General features: G+C 68.4%; 16 protein-coding genes. 8 read left to right on the top strand and 8 right to left on the bottom strand.

Going from position 1 to position 20,868, the window contains the following annotated elements; genetic code table 11:
• Positions 1 to 57: 57 nt before the first annotated feature.
• The 5 genes from G315_RS0104305 to G315_RS0104285 form a co-directional block, all read right to left on the bottom strand.
• Positions 58 to 1,044: a DUF4382 domain-containing protein gene (locus G315_RS0104305; RefSeq protein WP_018144576.1), complete on the bottom strand. Its 987-nt coding sequence runs from the start codon at positions 1,042 to 1,044 to the stop codon at positions 58 to 60.
• A gap of 254 nt (positions 1,045 to 1,298) precedes the next feature.
• On the bottom strand, positions 1,299 to 2,024 hold the full coding sequence (locus G315_RS0104300) for a 2OG-Fe(II) oxygenase (protein WP_018144577.1): 726 nt from the start codon (positions 2,022 to 2,024) through the stop codon (positions 1,299 to 1,301).
• Between the two features lie 156 nt (positions 2,025 to 2,180).
• On the bottom strand, positions 2,181 to 2,939 hold the full coding sequence (locus G315_RS0104295; RefSeq protein WP_018144578.1) for a molybdopterin-binding protein: 759 nt from the start codon (positions 2,937 to 2,939) through the stop codon (positions 2,181 to 2,183).
• A 22-nt stretch (positions 2,940 to 2,961) separates the two neighbouring features.
• Positions 2,962 to 4,056: a ferrochelatase gene (gene hemH / locus G315_RS0104290; RefSeq protein ID WP_018144579.1), complete on the bottom strand. Its 1,095-nt coding sequence runs from the start codon at positions 4,054 to 4,056 to the stop codon at positions 2,962 to 2,964.
• Between the two features lie 114 nt (positions 4,057 to 4,170).
• Complete coding sequence (locus G315_RS0104285) at positions 4,171 to 4,752, bottom strand: HNH endonuclease (protein WP_018144580.1); 582 nt, start codon at positions 4,750 to 4,752, stop codon at positions 4,171 to 4,173.
• 334 nt (positions 4,753 to 5,086) lie between these two features.
• On the opposite strand from G315_RS0104285, the gene G315_RS0104280 reads away from it, so the two are divergent.
• The 8 genes from G315_RS0104280 to G315_RS0104245 all read left to right on the top strand — a co-directional run bounded on the left by G315_RS0104280 (position 5,087) and on the right by G315_RS0104245 (position 18,222).
• The gene (locus tag G315_RS0104280) at positions 5,087 to 6,220 is read left to right on the top strand and encodes an NAD(P) transhydrogenase subunit alpha (protein ID WP_018144581.1); all 1,134 of its coding nucleotides are present in this window, start codon (positions 5,087 to 5,089) and stop codon (positions 6,218 to 6,220) included.
• Positions 6,217 to 6,528 carry an NAD(P) transhydrogenase subunit alpha gene (locus tag G315_RS0104275; protein WP_017942675.1) on the top strand — a complete coding sequence of 104 codons (312 nt, stop codon included), beginning with the start codon at positions 6,217 to 6,219 and terminating at the stop codon, positions 6,526 to 6,528. The genes G315_RS0104280 and G315_RS0104275 overlap by 4 nt, the downstream gene beginning before the upstream one ends.
• Positions 6,525 to 7,913 (top strand): NAD(P)(+) transhydrogenase (Re/Si-specific) subunit beta, encoded by a 1,389-nt coding sequence (locus G315_RS0104270; protein WP_018144582.1) that lies wholly within the window; start codon positions 6,525 to 6,527, stop codon positions 7,911 to 7,913. Before G315_RS0104275 ends, G315_RS0104270 begins: the two co-directional genes overlap by 4 nt.
• A 405-nt stretch (positions 7,914 to 8,318) precedes the next feature.
• Positions 8,319 to 10,535 (top strand): primosomal protein N', encoded by a 2,217-nt coding sequence (locus G315_RS0104265; RefSeq protein WP_019611998.1) that lies wholly within the window; start codon positions 8,319 to 8,321, stop codon positions 10,533 to 10,535.
• Positions 10,536 to 10,635: 100 nt separating this feature from the next.
• Complete coding sequence (gene argS, locus G315_RS0104260) at positions 10,636 to 12,399, top strand: arginine--tRNA ligase (protein ID WP_018144584.1); 1,764 nt, start codon at positions 10,636 to 10,638, stop codon at positions 12,397 to 12,399.
• 3 nt (positions 12,400 to 12,402) lie between these two features.
• Positions 12,403 to 12,993: an SPOR domain-containing protein gene (locus G315_RS0104255; RefSeq protein ID WP_018144585.1), complete on the top strand. Its 591-nt coding sequence runs from the start codon at positions 12,403 to 12,405 to the stop codon at positions 12,991 to 12,993.
• A 2-nt stretch (positions 12,994 to 12,995) separates the two neighbouring features.
• Positions 12,996 to 16,940 carry an ATP-dependent RNA helicase HrpA gene (gene hrpA / locus G315_RS0104250; protein WP_018144586.1) on the top strand — a complete coding sequence of 1,315 codons (3,945 nt, stop codon included), beginning with the start codon at positions 12,996 to 12,998 and terminating at the stop codon, positions 16,938 to 16,940.
• Entirely contained in the window at positions 16,930 to 18,222 is a 1,293-nt protein-coding gene (locus G315_RS0104245; protein ID WP_369699424.1) for an FAD-dependent oxidoreductase, read from the top strand. Before hrpA ends, G315_RS0104245 begins: the two co-directional genes overlap by 11 nt.
• 169 nt (positions 18,223 to 18,391) lie before the next feature.
• On the opposite strand, the gene G315_RS0104240 is transcribed toward G315_RS0104245, so the two are convergent.
• Genes G315_RS0104240 through G315_RS0104230 form a run of 3 tightly spaced genes read right to left on the bottom strand, consistent with a single transcriptional unit; the run spans position 18,392 to position 20,794 of the window.
• Complete coding sequence (locus G315_RS0104240) at positions 18,392 to 19,726, bottom strand: ATP-binding protein (RefSeq protein ID WP_018144588.1); 1,335 nt, start codon at positions 19,724 to 19,726, stop codon at positions 18,392 to 18,394.
• A 25-nt stretch (positions 19,727 to 19,751) separates the two neighbouring features.
• Positions 19,752 to 20,468 carry a response regulator transcription factor gene (locus tag G315_RS0104235; RefSeq protein WP_018144589.1) on the bottom strand — a complete coding sequence of 239 codons (717 nt, stop codon included), beginning with the start codon at positions 20,466 to 20,468 and terminating at the stop codon, positions 19,752 to 19,754.
• Positions 20,465 to 20,794, bottom strand: coding sequence for a PepSY domain-containing protein (locus tag G315_RS0104230; RefSeq protein WP_018144590.1), 330 nt, complete (start codon positions 20,792 to 20,794; stop codon positions 20,465 to 20,467). The genes G315_RS0104235 and G315_RS0104230 overlap by 4 nt, the downstream gene beginning before the upstream one ends.
• Between the last annotated feature and the right edge of the window lie 74 nt (positions 20,795 to 20,868).

The raw sequence follows: 20,868 nt of genomic DNA, 5'->3' as shown, positions 1-20,868 counted from the left end.
CTTTCCCCTACTGCAGGGCAGCGGCCCATAAGCCGTAACCCACTCGGACGATCGATACTAGCTATCCGGGAAATTCACTTCCGTCGTCTCACCCGCCTCGACTTCGGCGTTGGCCTGATCGACGAACTCGATGGCAGTGGCCTCCTCCGGATCGTCCTCGCCCGCCTCGAAGGTCAGGGCCACCGTGTAATCGCCCGCCTCCAGGAATCCTGCGGTGTAGCGGTACTCCCAGTCACCGGTCGCCTCGACATGGCGGTAGTGCACGTTGGCCGTGGTCACCGCATCGTCATCGTCGTCGCGGAGATCACGCGGCTCACGGTCAGGGCCCTCGAAGACATAAACCGCCGCGCCCGGGCAGGCGTACAGCCCCGGTTCGCGCTCTTCGCAGGTGAAATCCGCGGGGAGCAGCCCGGGATCCACTGTCCCCGTAATGGCGCCCGCTTCACGGTTATCCACCAAACGCAGCGAACGCCGCATGCGATGGTAGCCCTCAAAGCGAGTGTCTTCGCGGATCGCTTTGCGCAGATCAAAGTCCACGGTGAACGAGGCCTCTTCGTCCTCCGCAATGCTGAAGCCGCTGGATAGCTGCAAGCCCGCCTGCAACCCACCCGGGATGATCAGGTTCTCGCTGTAGCCATCCACGAACTCGATGAACGAGCTGGTCGCGAAATTGGAGAGCGGCGGCGCACTGACACCCTCTTCGCGCTCCAGATGAAAACGGATCCAGTCGTAATCGCCTGCCGGGACTTCTGCGTCCTCGAACAGGAATTCAGAGTCTTCGCCTTGCAACGCGAGCAAATCGATCTCGCGAACGGATTCGTCCTCACCCAGATCGATGCGAATGCGTTCGCCGTCGGAAGGCTGTAGCTCGATATGGGTAAAGCGGACCACGACCCGGCTGGCCGAATCGACAGGGGCATCCGTCACGGCAAGGCTCATCTGTCCGGTCCCGCCACCGCTGCTCCCGCCGCCGCCACAGGCGACGAGCCCCGCCGTCGCGATCCCCAACCCCACCAAACGAGTCAAATTGCCAATCTTGTGCATCACGGTCTCCCTCTAGCCAGAAACGTCCTTTGCAAGCCTAGGCAGTTTGCCAGGCCCGATGACGCACAAAGCCGCATGGACCGCGGAAAGGCTGGAAAACCAGAAGCGCATCACACGAAACGAACCGCACGGAGCCGCTGTCGGGGCGAGTCCCGCGTCGCGAATGGGCGGGGTCGACTTGCGATTTCGGCGAGAACTCGGCAGGCGTCGGCCCGCCGCAGCGTTGGTCGACACCGCCGAGGCAACCAGAAGCGTCAGAAGCGGTCGAGGCTGGCGAGGCTGGCGAGGGGGCCCGAGAGATCGCGGATGCGCATCCAGGAGGCGATGCTGGCGCGCCAGCGGCGGGTAGGCAGGACGGCATGGGGTACGGTCTGACTGAGAAACATCACCAGCGTCCCCGCGCGTGGCTGGATGCGGCGGATCTCGCGCCCTTCGCTGTCGTAGATTGCGAGCTGGCCGCCGTCGCGTTCACGCCAGTGACGGTTCAGGTAGAACACCAGGGACAGGCGGCGGCAGTTGCCGGCCTGAAAGGCGTCCACGTGCCGGGCGTAGTGCGTGCCAGGCGGATACAGGGCGAAGTGGGATTCGGTCTCGAACAGGCCCGGAATCAACGCCCGGCTCGCCTGCAAACGAATCTCGTCGAGGCGCGCCATGAACGCCTGCTGCGCGGGACTCGCGCCATCCAGCCAGTGAATCCAATCGCCGCGGGTCGCCCGGTCCCGATGGCGTTCGCCGGCACGGCCGATCCGCGCCTGCGCCAGTTGCGCCGCATCACGCAGCGCATAGACCTCCTCTCGCAGGGCGTCGACGATCTCCTGCGGCAGGAAATCGGGCCAGACGAGCCGATGCTCGTGCGCCAGCGCATCCAGCCAGCCGTCGGGCTCGCAGAATTCAGAGGAGGAGTCGGCCACGACCGGCGCAAGGGTTGGCGCGGTCTCGGCGGCTTCCAGCCATTCGGGGCCAAGGGCAGGCAGGTTCACGTACTCGGGTCTTCCATTCGGGCCGCGATCGCGGCGCGCAGGCGGGCGCCTGTCAGGCAGACGCCCAGATCAGCGTCTTCCCCACAGGATATATACCGGGAACGCCAGGGTGCGCAAGGGCTTTATAGCACCGTTGCCCTGCCAAGAGGCTGCAGACTAGTACGCCAGAAAACCGCCGGCGATCAGGTGCTGGCGCAAGGCGGCCTGGGCCTCGGTGACGCGGGCGCGGGCGCCACGCAGGCCCAGCTCGACCTGCGGCGCCTGGCGGTCCATGCGCGGGAGACAGGAGATGCGCAGGTCGGGGAACGCGGCCTCCATGGCCTCGAGCACCGGGACCAGGCGGCTCTCGGTGACATTCTCCAGGCGCAGGACCTCTTCCACGGCACCCGCTGCCGCATCGCGGTCGGGGAAGCGCTGCTCCAGGACCCGGCGGGCCATGGGCTCGGCCATGGCCGGGAAACCGGGTACGCAGTGATGCTGCGCACAGCTAAAGCCGGGGATGCCGTTGACCGGGTTCGGGATCAGGCTGGCCCCCTCGGGGAGCTCGGCCATGCGTACGCGGTGGGGCCAGGCGTCGGCACCGAAGCGCTCCTCGAGGATGGCCATGAATTCGGGATGAGGCGCCAGCGGCCGGCCCAGTGCCTCGGCCAGGCAGGCGCGGGTGCGATCATCCGGGGTCGCGCCGATGCCGCCGAAGCTGAACACCTCGGCGCCGCTGGCCAGGGTCTCGCGGAAGGTCTGCGTCAGCAGGCGGGCGTTATCACCGACGATACGGATCCACGCAAGTTCCAGCCCCCTTTCCGCCAGCGCCGCGGTCAGGTGCGCCTGATGCCGATCGCGGCGCTTCCCGCTCAGGAGCTCGTCGCCGATGATCACGGCGCCGATCTCGATCGTGTGCGATCCCCGGCCGTCCATCGTGGGTCGATCCATCGCCGATCTACTGCTTGGCACCCATGGCCAGCGCGCGCTCGCGCGCAGCCGCACGCGCCTCGGGGGCGTTGTCCGGATCGTCGAGCCACGGCGCCAGGTGCTGCTGCAGCAGCCCGGCCAGGAAGTCGAGATGATCGGCGCGGTCGTTCAGCGCCGGGATGTAGTGGAAGCGCTCGCCGCCGGCCTCGGTGAAGATCTCGCGGTTTTCGTCGCCGATCTCCTCGATGGTCTCCAGGCAATCCGCCGAGAAACCGGGGCAGATCACGTCCACCGAGCGCACGCCCTGTCCCGGCAAGGCCTCCAGGGTCTTGTCGGTGTAGGGCTGCAGCCATTCCTCGCGACCGAAGCGCGACTGGAAGGTGACCTGCCACTGGTCGTCGTTCAGCCCCAGCGCCTGCGCCAGCTTGTGCCCGGTGGCGTGGCACAGGCAGTGGTAGGGGTCGCCCTGCAGCAGGTAGCGTTTGGGGATGCCGTGGAAGGACATCATCAGGCGATCGGCCTGACCATGCGCCTGCCAGTGCTCGCGCACGCTGTTGGCCAGGGCCTCGATGTAGCCGGGCTGGGCGTCATAGGCGGCGATGAACTGCAGATCGGGCACCCAGCGCCAGCCCTTGAGCACGTCGGCCACGGCATCGAAGGTGGAGCCATTGGTGCTGGCCGAGTACTGCGGGTACAGCGGCAACACGACCACACGACGCACGCCCTGGCGGCGCAATTCGTCCAGGCCGGATTCAATGGACGGGTTGCCATAGCGCATGCCCAGGGCGACCGGGACATCCTCGCCGACCTGCGCGGCCAGGCGCTCGCGCACACCGGCGGCCTGGCGTTTCGAGATCGCCAGCAGCGGCGAGCCCTCGTCGGTCCAGACGGTTGCGTATTTCGCCGCCGAGCGCTTCGGCCGGATATTCAGGATCACGCCGTTCAGGATCAGCCACCAGATGGGTCGCGGGACCTCGACCACGCGCGGGTCCCAGAGGAACTCCTTCAGGTAGCGCCGCAAGGCGGGCGCGGTGGGTTCGTCCGGCGTCCCCAGGTTGGTCAGCAAAACGCCGACGCCGCGCGCCTGGCCATGGCGATAATCCGCTTCTCCGAAATACTTCATGGGGCTCCTTGCAGGCATGGGGGACGGTGACTCCCTGTCGGAGTCACGGAGCGTCGCTTTGGTTCACACGCCAAGGATACCCGCGGGCACGAGTGGGCGCGCGCCCGGGACGGATCAGACGCTACGACCCCGCAACGGGCTGGTACGCGGGAAGTGCGCCTGCAGGAACTCCATCTGGTCGGCCAGCACGCGCTTGCCCTTGAGGAAGATGTATTCCGCGTGGGTGGGCGTAAACGGGATGGCGAGCAACTGCATCCCGGCCTCTTCCGGCGTGAACCCGGCCTTGTGGTTATTGCAGCGCTTGCAGGCGGTGACCACGTTGGTCCAGGTGTCTTCGCCGTCCTGGCTGATCGGGGTCACGTGGTCGCGGGACAGATCGTGTTCGGGGAACGCGTGACCGCAGTAGAGGCAAAGGTGGGCATCGCGGCGGAACAGGGTGGTGTTATTGAGCGGGGGGATGTAGTCGTTGAAGCGGGACTTGCGGGTGCCGTGAGTGGCGATGATCGAGTTGACCTCGACCCGTGACTGCAACCCGGTGCGCGCGTTGATGCCGCCGCGCATGCGATATAGCGGGCTGCCACAGGTGTAGGCCACCTGCTCGGTGTAATAGAGGCGCACGGCCTGCTCCAGGCCGATCCACTCCAGCGGCATGCCCGCGGCATCCGTGCGCAGGACCTGATGCTCATTCGGCAACATGACCCCGTCCCGTCTCAAGGAAACACGGATTTGCTCACGCGGCGTACGGGTGAACAAATCCATGCCGCCTTCGATACCCGAAAAACAATAAACAGCCTTCAGGAACAAAGCAATTACAACGCCATGACCCGCGGTATCGTAAGCTCGCCCAACCTGACGGGCCCTGCAACGAGAGTGGACACGGTTTAAGCACGAGGCCGGATCCGCTACACTCGCGGGTCGTTTTTTGTGCGGCACGCCCGAATCACGCGTGCCGCATCCGATTTCACCACCCGCGAGCGCGGCTGAACGTCCCATAGGGAATACGGGAACGCTTGGCCCGGGGAGAGAGCGCATGGCAATCAAATTATCCGTTCCCAAGGAGTCCGCCAGCGGCGAGCGCCGCGTGGCCCTGGATCCGTCGGTAGCGGCCAAGTTCAGCGATATGGGCATCACGGTGCAGCTGGAAAAGGGTGCCGGTTCCGAGGCCCATTTTCCGGATGCGGCCTACGATAAGGCCTCCGTGGTCGACACCGAGACCGCCTACGGCCAGTCGGACCTGATGGTCCGCGTGGCACCGCCGACAGTCGAGGAGATCAACCAGCTGCCGGAAGGCTCGACCGTGGTCAGCCTGTTCCACGCCCACCGCAACCCGGATGTGGTCAAGGCGATGCAGGAGCGCAAGATCCTGAGCTTCGCGATGGAGCTGATCCCGCGCATCTCGCGCGCCCAGAGCATGGACGTGCTGTCCTCGCAGGCGGCCGTGGTCGGCTACAAGGGCGCGATCATGGGCTCCGACCTGTCCTGCCGCTTCTTCCCGATGCTGACCACCGCGGCCGGCACCATCCGTCCGGCCAAGGTCATCGTGATCGGCGCCGGCGTGGCCGGACTGCAGGCGATTGCCACGGCCAAGCGCCTGGGCGCGATGGTCGAGGCCTATGACGTGCGCTCCGCCACCAAGGAGCAGGTCGAGTCGCTCGGCGCGAAGTTCCTCGATCTCGGCGTCTCCGCCGAGGGCGAGGGCGGCTACGCCCGCGAACTGACCGCGGAAGAGAAAAAGCAGCAGCAGGATGCCCTGGGCGAGTACATCGCCAAGGCCGACGTGCTGATCACCACCGCCGCGATCCCGGGACGCGATGCACCCAAGCTGATCCCCAAGATCATGGTCGAGGGCATGAAGCCGGGTGCGGTCATCATCGACCTGGCGGCCGAAGGTGGCGGCAACTGCGAGCTGAGCAAGCCCGGCGAGACCCACGACCACAAGGGCGTGATCATCCATGCCCCGTTGAACGTGCCCTCGCAGGTCCCGCTGCATGCCTCCGAGATGTATGCCAAGAACCTGCTGAATTTCCTCACGCCGATGATCGCCGAAGGCGGCGAATTCCAGCCCGACTGGGATGACGAGGTCATCGCCAAGAGCGTGCTGACCCGCGATGGCGAGATCGTGCACGAGGCCACCCGCGAGGCCCTGAAGGGAGCTCAATCATGATCATCGAAGGCTTTATCGCGCTGTACATCTTCATGCTCGCGGCCTTCACCGGCTACGAGATCATCTCCAAGGTCCCGGTCATCCTGCATACCCCGCTGATGTCCGGTTCCAACTTCGTCCACGGCATCGTGCTGGTCGGGACCATGGTCGCGCTCGGCCACGCCACGACCCCGCTGGAACAGGCCATCGGCTTTGTCGCCGTGATCCTGGCCGCGGGCAACGCCGTGGGTGGCTATGTCGTCACCGAACGCATGCTGGAGATGTTCAAGACCAGCAAGAAGGACGACAAGAAGGGAGATAACGCATGAGTCTGATTATCAACCTCGCCTATTTTGCGGCGGCGGTCCTGTTCATCGTCGGCCTCAAGCAAATGTCTTCGCCGACCACCGCGCGGCCGGGCATCATGTGGGCCGGCGTGGGGATGGTGCTCGCCACGCTCGTGACCTTCGTGCATCCGGAGGTCTCCGGGGGCGTGAACTACACCCTGATCGTCCTGGGTATCGTCATCGGTGGCGGTCTCGCCTGGTGGAGCGGCAAGAAGGTCGCCATGACCGACATGCCGCAGATGATCGCGCTGTACAACGGCATGGGCGGCGGCGCCGCGGCCGGCATCGGCGCGATCTACCTGCTGCAGGCCACCCCGGAAAGCGTCAGCAACACCGGCCTGGCGATCGCCACCACCGGCTCGCTGATCGGTTCGGTCGCCTTCTCCGGTTCGCTGGTGGCCTACGCCAAGCTGCAGGGCCTGATGAAGAAGACCTTCCACTTCCCGGGCCAGCAGGTGGTGAACATCGCCATCTTTGCTATCACCGTGATCCTCGGCTTCATGCTGGCGACCGGCGGCGGCGAGATCGGCTCGGCCACACTGCTGCTGTTCTTCGTCCTATCGCTCGCCTTCGGCATCCTGATGACCCTGCCGATCGGCGGCGCCGACATGCCGGTGGTCATCTCGCTGTACAACGCCCTCACCGGCCTCGCGGTCGGCCTCAAGGGCATCGTGCTCGACAACCCGGCCCTGATGATCGCCGGTATCGTCGTTGGCGCGGCCGGCACGCTGTTGACCCAGCTGATGGCCAAGGCAATGAACCGCCCGATCAAGAACATCCTGTTCAGCCAGTTCGGTGGCAGCAGCGGGGGTGCCGAGGAAGCGATCGAGGGCACCATGAAGGAGATCCAGGCCAACGACGCCGGGATCATGATGGCCTTTGCCGAGAAGGTGATCATCGTGCCGGGCTACGGCATGGCCGTGGCGCAGGCACAGCACAAGATCTGGGAATTCACCCAGCTGCTGCAGAAGCGCGGCGTGGACGTGAAGTTCGCGATCCACCCGGTCGCGGGCCGCATGCCCGGGCACATGAACGTGCTGCTGGCCGAGGCCGGCGTGCCCTACGACATCATCTTCGACCTCGACGAGATCAACGAGGAGTTCAAGACCGCGGATGTCGCCATGGTCATCGGCGCGAACGACGTCGTGAACCCGGTGGCCCGGACCAATCCGGACTCGCCGATCTACGGCATGCCGATCCTCAACGCGGACCAGGCGCACAACGTCATCTGCGTGAAGCGCGGCAAGGGCTCCGGTTTCTCGGGCATCGAGAACCACCTGTTCTATGCCGACAACAACCAGATGTTGTACGGCGACGGCCAGAAGGTGGCCGCCGAACTGGTGGCATCGGTCAAGGCCCTCGGCTAGTCGGCCCGCCCCACTCGCGGGGCCCGGACACCGGGCCCCGCAACCGAAACCCGGCCACCGTTTTGCGGTGCCGGGTTTTTTTGTTGCTCACCCACCGGGCCAGGATTGAAACCCGAAATCTGTACGATTCCTGTACAAACTACCCACAAGGGCCGGGGTCAAACCCCGGTTAGCACACACAGCGCGCACTCGGTTTCACATAACGATCATAACTCGCTGTTTTCCCTATATTAAATGGATCTGGTCGATTTTTGCCCAATCCAAGTAGCCCTTAGCAGTAACAAGCATTTAGGGATGTTCATACCGATTCACCCACAGAGTTATCCACAGCTTTTGTGGATAACCCCCTCCCGCAGTGCGGCGGCCACTCCCCCTCCCCGGCGTCCGACACAGTAGACTGTGCGCATGCCTGCCGCGCCCCGAATCGCCTGCATCGCGCTGGATCGCCCTCTGGACCGGCTGTTCGACTACCGCATCCCCGAGGACCTGACGCTTGCACCCGGCCAGCGGGTGCGCGTGCCCTTCGGGCGCGGGTCGACCATCGGGGTCGTGGTCGAGCTGGCATCCACCAGCGAGGTTGCACCCGGCCGCCTGCGTGCGATCCAGGAAGCACCCGAGGCAAAACCGATCCTGGGGCCCCGCCTGCTGGAGTTGCTGCAGTTCGGGGCGCGCTACTACCACCACCCCCTGGGCGAAGCCCTGCTGGGGGCACTTCCCCCGGCCCTGCGCCATGGCGACCCGCTCCCCGCCCTGACCCCGGAGACCCTGTGGCGGATGACACCCGCGGGCCGCCAGGCGCTGGCCGACGGTGACGCCCGCGGGCGACGCCAGCAGGCCGTCCTCCGCGCGCTGGCCCACCCGGATTCCACACCACATGCCTCACCAGCCCTGGATCGCGCCACCCTGGCCGCCGCCACCGGGCTGCAACTCGCCCCGCGCGAACTGCGCGCGTTTGCGGAACGCGGCTGGCTGGAGGCGATCACGCCCGACCCGAAACAGCCACCGCCCCCGAACACCAGCGACCACACCCTGACCGCCGAACAACGCGCCGCCGTCGACGCCCTGACCCCGGATACCGGCGTACCCCTCCTGCTGGAGGGTGTTACCGGCAGCGGCAAGACCGAGGTCTACCTGCAAATGGCCGAACGCGTGCTGGCACGCGGGCGCCAGGTCCTGTTCCTGATCCCCGAGATCGCCCTGACGCCACAGCTGAGCGCGCGCATCCAGCAGCGCTTCCCCGGGCAGGTCGCCCTCCTCCACTCCGGGCTGTCCGAGGGCGAGCGCCTGCGCGCCTGGGAGTCCGCCCGTCAGGGGCAGCGCCGCATCGTCGTCGGCACCCGTTCGGCGCTGTTCACGCCCCTGCCCGATCTCGGCCTGATCATCGTTGACGAGGAGCACGACAGTGCCTTCAAGCAGCAGGACGGCTTTCGTTACAACGCCCGCGACCTGGCCATCAAGCGCGGCCAGCTGGAACAGGCCGCGGTGGTCCTGGGCTCGGCCACGCCGACCCTGGAGACCCTGCATGCGGCGACCACTGGCCGCTACGCCCATGCCCGACTGGCGACGCGCCCGGACGGCTCTCAACCGCCCGCCGTCGAGGCCATCGACACGCGTGTGCACACCCCGGACGAGGGCCTCACCGCCCCGCTTCTGGATGCCATGCAACAGACCCTCGCCGCCGGCCACCAGTGCTTCCTGCTACTGAACCGGCGCGGCTTCGCCCGCGTGCTGGCCTGCGACGCCTGCGGCTGGGTCGCCGAATGCCCGGACTGCGATGCGCGCCTGACCATCCACGCGCACAACCCGCGTGCCGTCTGCCACCTCTGCGGTCACCAGGAACCGCGCCCCCAGCGCTGCCCGCAATGCGGCGAGGCCCTGGCCCAGCGCGGTCTCGGCACCCAGCGCCTGGAACAGGCCCTGGCCCGCCACTACCCGACCACTCCGCTGATCCGCCTGGACCGCGACAGCATCCGCCACAAGGGGGCACTCGAGGAGGCACTGGACCGCATTCGCCAGCTGGATGCCGCCATCGTCGTCGGGACCCAGATGCTGGCCAAGGGCCACGACTTCCCGCAGGTCGGACTGGTCGGCGTGATTGACGTCGACCAGGGCCTGTTCAGCGTCGACCTGCGCGCGACCGAAAACACCCTGCAGCTGATCGTGCAGGCCGCCGGGCGCGCCGGACGCGGTTCCGGCGGCGGCCGCGTCCTGCTGCAGACCGGTCATCCGGACCACCCCCTGATCCGCGGCCTGAACGCCGCGGACTACCCGGCGATGGTCGCGCCCCTGCTGGAGGAGCGCGCCGCCGCCGAGATGCCACCCCACGGCCACCTGGCCCTGGTCCGCGTCGAGGCGGGCGATGCCGAGACCACCCGCCGCCACGCCGAGCGCGTCGCCACCCACCTGCGCAACGCCGCCGCCGAAGGCCTGCGCGTGCTCGGCCCGGCCCCCGCACCGCGCCACCGCGTCAATCGCCGCTTCCGCGAACAGATCCTGCTGCAGTCCACCCAGCGCGGCCCACTCCATCGGGCCCTGACCCTCGCCCGCCACGCCTGGCAGACCGACGACCTCCCGCGCGGCACCCGCATCGCCATCGACATCGACCCGGTCTCGCTGGCGTAAACCGCCGCCCGGTTCCCTTCGAGCGCCCCGTACCGGGGCGGCACGACCAGCGCTTCCGGGTTAGAATGCGGCCCTTTTTACCCGACGGATCGAGCTTCCCTTGAAAGACACCCTGACCGAGGCCCTGGCGGCCGCACTGGAGACCCTGGTGGCCGAAGGCCGCGTACCCGCCGACCACGGTGTCGAGGTGCAGGTCACGCGTGCGCGCGACCGCGAACACGGCGACTTCGCCGCCAACCTCGCGATGCAGCTCGCGCGCCCGGCGAAATCCAAGCCACGCGATCTGGCCGAGGCCCTGTGTGCGGCCATGCCCGAGGTGCCCGGCCTCGCCGGCACCGAGATCGCCGGCCCCGGTTTCATCAACTTCCGCCTGGCCGCGGATGCCCGCACGCTGGTGCTGGGCCGCGTCGCGACCCAAGGTGCCGACTTCGGCCGCTCCAGCGTAGGCGGCGGACGCCCGGTGCAGGTGGAATTCGTCTCCGCCAATCCCACCGGGCCGCTGCATGTCGGCCATGGCCGCGGCGCGGCCTTCGGCGCCACGGTGGCCGACCTGCTGGATTTCTGCGGGTTCGATGTCACCCGCGAGTACTACGTGAACGACGCCGGGCGGCAGATGAACATCCTCGCTGCCAGTGTGTGGCTACGCTACCTGGAGCAGCACGGTGTCCCGGTGCCGTTCCCGGCCAACGGCTACAAGGGCGACTACATCTACCCGGTCGCCGAGACGCTGACCGCGCAGATCGGCGAACAGGGCGTGCACCCGGCCGAGGCCGTCACCCGCGGTCTTCCGGCGGACGAGCCGGACGGCGGCGACAAGGAAACCTTCATCGACGCGGTGATCGGCCGCGCCCGCGAGCTCCTGGGCGAGACGCTCTACCGCAAGGTGTTCGACTGCGGCCTGAACGCGATCCTCGATGACATCCGCGACGACCTGCGCGAGTTCGGCGTGGAGTACCAGTGCTGGTTCTCCGAACGCAGCCTGGCCGACTCCGGCGCGATCGACGCCGCGGTGGAGGACCTGCAGGGGCGCGGCGCGCTGTACGAGCAGGACGGGGCCCTGTGGTTCCGCTCTACCGACTACGGCGACGACAAGGACCGCGTGGTGCGCCGCGAGAACGGCGACTACACCTACTTCGCCTCCGACATCGCCTACCACCGCGAGAAGTTCCAGCGCGGTTTCGAGCGCGTCATCAACATCTGGGGCGCCGACCACCACGGCTACGTCCCGCGCGTGCGCGCCGCGCTGCAGGCCCTGGGCCTGGACCCCGGCCGCCTCGACGTGCTGCTGGTGCAGTTCGCGATCCTCTACCGCGGTGGCGAGCGCCTGCCGATGTCCACCCGTGCCGGGCAGTTCGTCACCCTGCGCGAGCTGCGCGACGAGGTCGGCTCGGATGCCGCGCGCTTCTTCTACGTACAGCGCCGCTGCGACCAGCACCTGGACTTCGACTTGGATCTCGCCAAGTCGCAGTCCAACGACAACCCAATGTACTACATCCAGTACGCCCACGCGCGCATTGCCAGCGTGCTGCGCACCGCCGCCGAGCGCGGACATGCCCCGGCCGCCGCCGACGCCGCAGGCCTCAGCACGCGCCTGACCGAACCGCAGGAGGATGACCTGCTGGATCGCCTGGACCGTTTCCCGGAGGTGATCGCGGCGGCCGCCGAGGCCTGCGAACCGCACCAGATCGCCCAGTACCTGCGCGAGCTGGCCGCCGGCTTCCACGCCTACTACAACGCGGTACCCTTCCTCAACGCGGACGACCCCGACGTGATCGGCGCGCGCCTCGCGCTGCTGACCGGCGCCAAGCAGGTGCTGCAAAACGGCCTGCGCCTGCTGGGCGTGACCGCCCCGGAACGGATGTAGACCATGGCCCAGGCGCGCAAGACCCGTCGCAAGTCCGCCCCGCGGAAGGCCTCGCGGCCGATCCCCGGCTGGGTATGGATGTTGCTCGGCCTGCTGATCGGCCTGGGGCTTGCCGCCGTGCTGTACCTGCAGGGTGCCGACCGCTCGCCGGATCTGGGCGCGCTGTTCGGTGACCCGGATCCCGCGACCGAGACGGCCGCCCCGACCCCGGCACCGGTGGAGCGGGACACCGTTCCCTCGGACGACGAGCCCCGCTTCCGCTACTACGAGCTGCTGCCCGAGGACGAGATCCGGGTGCCGGAGTCCGAGCGCGACGCGCCCGCCCCGGCTGTGCCACCGGCCGCATCGCCCAGTGAAGGCGATCCGGTCGTCCTGCAGACCGGCTCGTTCCGCCGCTTTGCCCAGGCCGACGAGATGAAGGCACGACTGACCCTGCTCGGTCTGGACCCGAAAGTGCACGAGGTCGAGATCCAGGGCGAGACCTGGTACCGCGTCTACCTCGGCCCGTTCAGTGACGAGGACCGCGTGCGCCAGGCGCTGGAGCGCCTGCGCACGGAGAATATCGAGGCCCTGCGTCTGCGCTACCAGGGCTGAGCGTGAAACCGGCCCCCGCACCGGATCTCGACGCCCTCGCGGCCCGCATCGAGGCGTTGCCCTCCGGCGGCGAACGCAAGGACCTCGCGGACCTGCTGCGCCGGGCCCGCCAACGCCAGCGGCGCGGGCAGCCGTGCGACCGCATGGCCCGCACCCTCGCCGAACGCCTGGCCACCACCGAGGGGGCCGGCCCCCAGGTAGGCAGCGACGAGCGCGCCCGCCTGCGCCCGCAACCCGTCTACGCCGGCGACCTGCCGATCCACGCCGAACGCGAACGCATCGTCGCCGCCATCCGCGAGCACCCGGTGCTCGTGCTGTGCGGCGAGACCGGCTCCGGCAAGACCACCCAGCTGCCCAAGCTGTGCCTGGAGGCCGGGCGCGGCGAGGCCGGGCTGATCGGTCACACCCAGCCGCGCCGGATCGCCGCGCGCTCGGTGGCCAGCCGCATCGCCGAGGAACTGGGCACCACCCTGGGCGGCAACCGGGACTCCACGGTCGGCTTCAAGGTACGTTTCTCCGACCAGACCGGGGCAAACAACTGGATCAAGCTGATGACCGACGGCATCCTGCTGGCGGAAATGGCGCATGACCCGGAGCTACGCGCCTACGACACCATCATCGTCGACGAGGCGCACGAACGCAGCCTGAACATCGACTTCCTGATGGGCGTGCTCAAACGCCTGTCGCACAAGCGCCCCGAGCTGCGCATCATCATCACCTCGGCCACCCTCGACCCCGAACGGCTGTCGGCGTTCTTCGACGACGCCCCGATCCTGACGGTGGCCGGACGCACCTATCCGGTAGAGGTCCGCTACCGGCCGATCGAGCCGGAGGATACTGGGGACGAAGGCGACGAACAGGGGCGTGGTGAACGCGACCTGTTCGACGGCATCCGCGACGCGGTGGCCGAGTGCGAGCGCGCCGGGCCCGGCGACGTACTGGTGTTCCTGCCCGGCGAGCGCGAGATCCGCGACGCCCACCAGGCCCTGCGCGGCCAGGTCCGCGCCGACACCGAGATCCTGGCGCTCTACGCACGCCTGTCCGCGCGCGAGCAGTCGCGGGTATTCCAGTCACACAGCGGCCGCCGCATCGTGCTCGCGACCAACGTCGCCGAGACCGCGCTGACCGTGCCCGGCATCCACTTCGTAATCGACTCGGGGCTCGCGCGCATCTCGCGCTACTCCTGGCGCTCGCGGGTGCAACGCCTGAGCCTGGAGGCCATCTCGCAGGCCGCCTGCGACCAGCGCGCCGGGCGCTGCGGCCGGCTGGGCCCCGGCATCTGCATCCGGCTGTTCGCGGAAGACGACTTCAACCTGCGCCCGCCCTTCACCGACCCGGAGATCCAGCGCTCCAACCTCGCCTCGGTGATCCTGCAGATGGCCGCGCTGAAGCTCGGCCAGCCGCGCCAGTTCCCGTTCCTCGACCCGCCCGACCCGCGCCTGGTCAAGGATGGCTACCACCTGCTCGACGAATTGGGCGCGGTAGACGAGCGTGGCCGGATCACCCGGCGCGGGCGGCAGCTCGCGCGCATGCCCATCGACCCGCGCCACGCGGCGATGCTGCTGGCCGGCACCGAGCACGACTGTGTCACCGAGACCGCCACCATCGCCGCGTCCCTGTCGCTGCAGGACCCGCGCGAGCGCCCGGCCGAGGCCACCCAGGCGGCGGACCAGGCCCACCGCGAGTTCCAGGTCGAGGGGTCCGACTTCATGGGCATGCTGCGGCTGTGGGACGCCTGGCACATCGCCCGCGAGGACCTCGGGTCCAGTGCCCTGAAGCGCTGGTGCCGCGAGCACTTCCTGAACTTTCTGCGCATGCGCGAATGGCAGGAGCTGCGCGTACAGCTGCTGCGCCTGGCGCGCGAGATGGACCTGCACCCGAACCAGCAACCGGCGGACGCCGAGGCGGTGCATCGGGCGCTGCTGACCGGGCTGGTCAGTCAGGTCGGGCAGAAGACCGAGCGCGGCGACTACCTGGGCGCGCGCAACCGCCGCTTCCAGATCCACCCCGGCTCGGTGCTGGCGAAGAAGAAGCCGGCCTGGGTGATGAGCGCGGAGATCGCCGAGACCACGCGTGTCTACGCCCGCGACAACGCGCGCATCGAGCCCGACTGGATCCTGACCGCCGCCCCGCATCTGCTTAAGCACCACATCTTCGAGCCGCACTTCCAGGGCCGCAGCGGACGCGTCGGGGCCTTCGACCGCATCACCCTGTACGGGCTGGTCGTGGCACCGAAAAAGCCTGTGGACTTCGCCAAGCACGACCCGGCCGAGGCGCGGCGCATCCTGATCCGCGAGGGCCTGGTCGGTGGCGAGCTACGCTCGCGCTCCAACGGCGTGCGCGCCAACCGCGAGGCGGTGGCCGAGATCGCCGAACAGGAGGCGCGCGGGCGCCGCCGCGACCTGCTGGTGGAAGAGGAGCGCCTATTCGACTTCTACGACGCCCGTCTGCCGGCCGCGATCACCGACGGCACGAGCTTCGAGACCTGGGCGCGCAAGACCGAAAAACACGATCCGGAGGCGCTGAAGATCGACCGCGCCGAGCTCATGAACGAGCCAGAGGCCACGCTCCCGGAAGGCGCCTATCCCGACCATCTGGAGCTCGAGGGCCTGCGCCTGCCACTGGCCTACCGCTTCGAACCCGGCCAGCCGGACGACGGCGTGACCGTCACCATCCCCATCGCCGCGCTGAACGCGGTGCCCGACTGGCTGGGCGACTGGCTGGTGCCGGGGCTGCTGGAGGATCGCGTGACCGCCCTGCTGCGGAGCCTGCCGAAGGCCCTGCGCCGCCAGTTCGTACCCGCCCCGGACTTCGCCCAGGCCGCCCTGGCCCGCATCGAACACCGCCAGGGCCCATTGATTCCCGCACTGGCCGCGGCCCTGCGCGCCATGACCGGCACCGACATCCCGCTGGATGCCTGGCGCCCGGAGACCCTGGAGCCGCACCTGGTGATGCGCTTTCGCATCCTCGACCCGGAGGGAAAAGAGCAAGCCAGCGGCCGTGACCTGCCCGCGCTGAAGCGCCAGCTGGGCGACAGCGCCGAGGCCCACTTCGACGCCAGCCGCCCGGACGAGATCACCCGCGAGGGCATCACCGAGTGGGATTTCGGTGCGCTGCCGGAGAGCGTCGAATTCGACCACCAGGGGGCACAGCTGCGGGCCTTCCCGATCCTGGTCGACCGTAACGATTCGGTCTCGCTGGAGCTGGAACCCGACCCGACCAAGGCCGAACGCGCCCACCGCGCGGGCCTGCGCCGGCTGTTCCTGCTCGGCGCCCGCAAGACCGCGCGCGATCTGCGCCGCCAGCTCCCGGAGATCGAACGCGCCTGCCTGAACTACTCGACGCTGGGCAGCTGCGAGACCCTGCGCGACCAGATCCTGGAGGCCGCTGCGGACCGCGTGTTCCTGACCGAGCCCTGGCCACGCGCCGCCGAGGCGTTCGCCCAACGACTCAACGAGTCGCTGCCGGCGTTCTCGCCCACCGTAATGGAGCTCTCGCGCCTGACCGCCGAGATCCTGCGCCGCTGGCACGACCTGCGCACCCGGCTGCAGGGCGACCTGCCGCTGTCCTGGATCGAGGCCGCGCGCGACATCCGCGGGCAGCTGGAAGCGCTGGTCCCGGCGGATTTCCTGCTGCGCATCCCGCATGATGTCCTGCCGGAACTGCCGCGCTACCTCGAGGCGATCGACAAGCGCCTGGAACGCCTGAGCCAGGCCCCGGACAAGGACCGCGCCCGCCGCGTCGCCGTGGAGCCGCTGTGGCAGCAGGCGCAGGAACTGATCGCCCGCGCCCCGGACCACCCGGACGTCCTCGCCTTTCGCTATCGCATCGAGGAATTCCGCGTCTCGCAGTTCGCCCAGGAACTGGGCACCCGCGAGAAGGTTTCGCCCAAACGCCTGGAACGCGAATACGCGACACTGATCCAACGACTGGCCAGTGGCACATGAGCCACGACAACGGAAGGACCAACGGATGCGCGTAGCGGTCATCGGCGCCGGGGTGATCGGTGTCACCACAGCCTGGTACCTGCAGGAGGCCGGAGCCGAGGTCGTGCTGCTGGACGCCGCTGCGGCGCCGGCCAGCGGATCCAGTTTCGCCAATGGCGGCATGCTGCATGCCAGCCATGCCGAACCCTGGAACGCCCCGGGCGTGGGTCTCGACCTGCTGCGCTATCTCGGGCGCCGCGATTCGCCACTACTGGTGCGCCCGCACGCCATACCGGGGCTGATCGGCTGGGGCCTGCGCTTTCTCGGCAACAGCCGCCGCGCGCGCTTCGAGGAACACACCCGGCTCAATGCGCGCCTGGCGGCCTTCTCCCTGCAGGAGATCGACCGCCTGCAGCGCGAGCTGGCACCCGAGGGGCTGGACTTCGACTTCCGCCGCAGCGGCATCCTCAAGCTATTCCAGGACCCGGCCAGCCAGGCCCGCAATCGCACCGCCAGCGAGGACATGGCGGACGCCGGCGTGCGCTTCGAGGACTGGACCGTGGAACGCATCATCGCCGAAGAGCCGGCGCTGGCCCCCGTGCGCGATCAATTGTGCGGCGGGCTCTACTTTCCCGACGATGCCATCGGCGATGCCGCCCGCTTTACCGCGGGCCTGCTGGCCATCGCCCGCCGCCGCGGACTGACCTATTGCCCGGGCGTGGCGGTGCGCCTCCTGCGCACCTTCCGCGGCCGCCTCGATGCGCTGGAGACCTCGGAAGGCCCGATCGCCGCGGATGCCTGTGTCGTTGCCAACGGCTACCACGCGCCCGATCTGCTGCGCCCACTCGGGATCCGGCTGCCCGTGGCACCGGTCAAGGGCTACTCGCTGACCCTGCCGATGGACGCCGGAACCCGGATTCACCTGCCGCTGATCGACGACGCCAACAAGGTCGTGATGACCCCGCTGGGCGATCGCCTGCGCCTGGCCGGCACCGCGGAGTTCGCGGGTCGCGACGGCAGCCTGAACCCGCAGCGGGCCGCCAGCGTACTGGATCATTGCCGGCGCACCCTGGCCAGCCTGCCCGACCGAATGGATGCCGAGACCATGGCCCCGTGGACCGGCCTGCGCCCGATGAGCGCACGCGGCACCCCGATCCTCGGGGCGACCGCGGTACCCGGCCTTTACCTCAATACCGGGTCCGGCCACCTCGGCTGGACCTTCGCCTGCGGCGCGGCCGCGCTGGTGCGCGACAGTGTGCTGGGCGAGCCCCCGGCGTTGCCGATGGACGGCCTCACACTCTGATTTCGAAGGGTTTGGGGCGCGACACGCCCTGGTTGATGCGTTTCGCGGTGCTCAACGCATCCTACGGGGGCGATGTCCAGCCGCGCGGTGTCGTTGCGGAGCTTTGTAGGATGCGTTGAGCACCGCGAAACGCATCATGGAGTAACCCCCGACCCCGCCCGCACCGGTTTCAGGACGCGGAAAACACCATGCGGATGCGCGCGCCGTGGAGCTCCGGGGCCTGCTCGATGAACAGCGTCCCGCCGTGGTCGGTCACCAGGGTGTGGATGATGCTGAGACCGAGCCCCTGACCCTCACCGCGGCCGTCATCCTGGCCGCCGCGGGTATCGGCGCGCTGCCCGCGCTCCAGCACCCGGGCACGATCGGCCGGCGGGATGCCGGGGCCGTCATCGTCGATGATCAGCATCACCTCGCCGGGCTGGCAGCGAGTGGTAATGCGCACCCGCGTGGTCGCATGGCGGATGGCATTGTCCAGGGTATTGCCGAGGAGCTCGAAGATCGCCCCGCTGTCCATGCGCAGGACGCAGCCCGCAGCCAGATCGGTCTCCAGCGCCACCCCTTCCTGGGCCGCGAGCCGTCCCAATGCCTGTCCGGTACGCTCGATGATCGGCCCCAGCGGCTCGGCAGCCTGGAACGGGGCCGGCCCAAGCCGCTGGGCCTGGTTGAGCTGATGCTGGACGATGCCCTGCAGCCGGTCGACCTGGCGCTGCATGTCGTCATTATCCGGTCGCGCGCTCTCGAGGTTCAGGCGCAGGGCGGAGATCGGGGTCTTCAGGCTGTGAGCCAGATCCGCGAGGGCATTTTGCTGGCGCGCCAGGCGGGCGCGTTCGAACTCGACCAGGTCGTTGATGCTGCCGGTCAGGGCGCGGACCTCGGTGGGATAATCGCCGGCCAGATGCGCATGGTCGCCGTGGCGCAGGGCATCGAGGTCACGCCGGACCTGGCGCAGCGGGCGCAAGCCCCAGAACCACAACGCCAGCGAGAGGACCAGGATCATGGAGAGGGTCATGGTCATCAGCCCCTGCCAGAGGCTGGTGCGGTACTGCTCGACCTGTTCGCTGAAGGCCTCGCGGTCCTCCAGCATCTGGAAGGTCAGGCCGACCTGACCGCCGTCCAGCTCCCACTGCACCGGCAGGCTGAAGCTGAAGTAGTCGTCTTCCGTCCAGCCGCGCAGGGAGACGCCGACCGCGGACGGCGAGCGCCACAGGGTCTGACCCTCCTCGCCCAGGATACGCGCGTACAGACCGCTGACTGGCAACTGCAAACGGCTCTCGGGGAGCATCTCGGGGACGCGCACATCGGCCGGGCCAACCACCTCGGCCAGCCCCATCAGCAGCAGGACTTGCGCCTCGAGGCGGGTTTCTACCGCATCCGCCGCATTGTCGCGGAAGGCGGCCTCCAGCACCCAGGCGGTCAGCAACGAGAAGATCAGCACGGTGATCGCCGTGACCCCCGCCAAGCGCAGGACCAGACTCCCACGCAACTTGCGCAGGGCCGCTGTCATGCGGACCCGGCAGCCTCGCGGCAGGTCATCGAGGGCTGTCCGACTCGTTTTCCGGCACGGCGTCGGGTTCGCGGGCGAAGCGGTAGCCGCGTCCGCGCAGGGTCTCGATCAATCCCAGGCTGCCGTCGGCATCCAGCTTGCGCCGCAGGCGCCCGATCAGGACCTCGATCACGTTGCTTTCGCGGTCCTCGTCGTGATCGTAGAGGTAGTCCGCCAGCGCATCCTTGCTAAGCACCCGGCCCGGCTGGCGGACCAATGTCATCAGCAGGCGGTATTCGAATGTGGTCAGGGTGACCGGCTCGCCATTCAGCCAGACCTCGTCACCCGCGGTGTCGATCACCAGCGGCCCGAACGCCAGCCGCTCCTGGCCCGACTGCAGGCTGCGGCGTGCCAGGGCGCGCAGCCGCGCCAGCAATTCCTCGATGTGGAACGGCTTGGCGAGGTAGTCGTCAGCCCCGGCCTCCAGGCCCTCGACCTTGTCCTGCCAGCGGTCGCGCGCGGTCAGGATCAGGATCGGCAGGCGCGGCTTGGACTCGCGCGCCTTGCGGATCACGTCCAGCCCATCCATGCCCGGCAGGCCCAGATCCACCACCGCGATGTCGCAGTGGTACTCGGTCAGCAGGTAAAGCCCGGTCTCGCCGTCCGAGGCGGTATCCACGCGGCAGCCACTGCGGTCCAACTCCTCGCCAATCTGGTTGCGCAGCGCGACGTCGTCTTCAATCAGTACCACGCGCAGGTTCATTCCGGGAGCTCCACTTCGGTGCCTTCCTCGATCCGGAGGGTACGCACTTGTTGATCGTTGGTCAGGATACGGATGATGAACAGACGCGCCCCGAACTGGCTCACATCCTCGCGCGCGTGGAGCACCCGGCCCGGGTAGTGCGCCTCGATCTGGGCAACGGCCTCGTCGAGATCCCAGACGGCGGCCTCGGGGTCATCCGTGTTGAACTGGCCTTGCGCCGGAAGCGCCACGAACAGCAGCGTCGCCAGCACCAGTGCGTGGCCCGCGCGGGGCCGCGTCAGGTCCCGCCCGCGGTATCCGGGCTGGAGATCCGGCGTGGGTCGCATATCGGTGCATTCTCCGGACGCGTGCGTGGGCAGATGTTGAAGATACAAGGGTATCGGCCTAGCCTGAACGATAT

The sequence above is a fragment of the Thioalkalivibrio sp. AKL7 genome (assembly GCF_000381705.1).
Taxonomy (GTDB): domain Bacteria; phylum Pseudomonadota; class Gammaproteobacteria; order Ectothiorhodospirales; family Ectothiorhodospiraceae; genus Thioalkalivibrio; species Thioalkalivibrio versutus.
The sequence above is the reverse complement of the archived record's forward strand: the minus strand, read 5'-3'. Positions and strand labels throughout refer to the sequence as shown.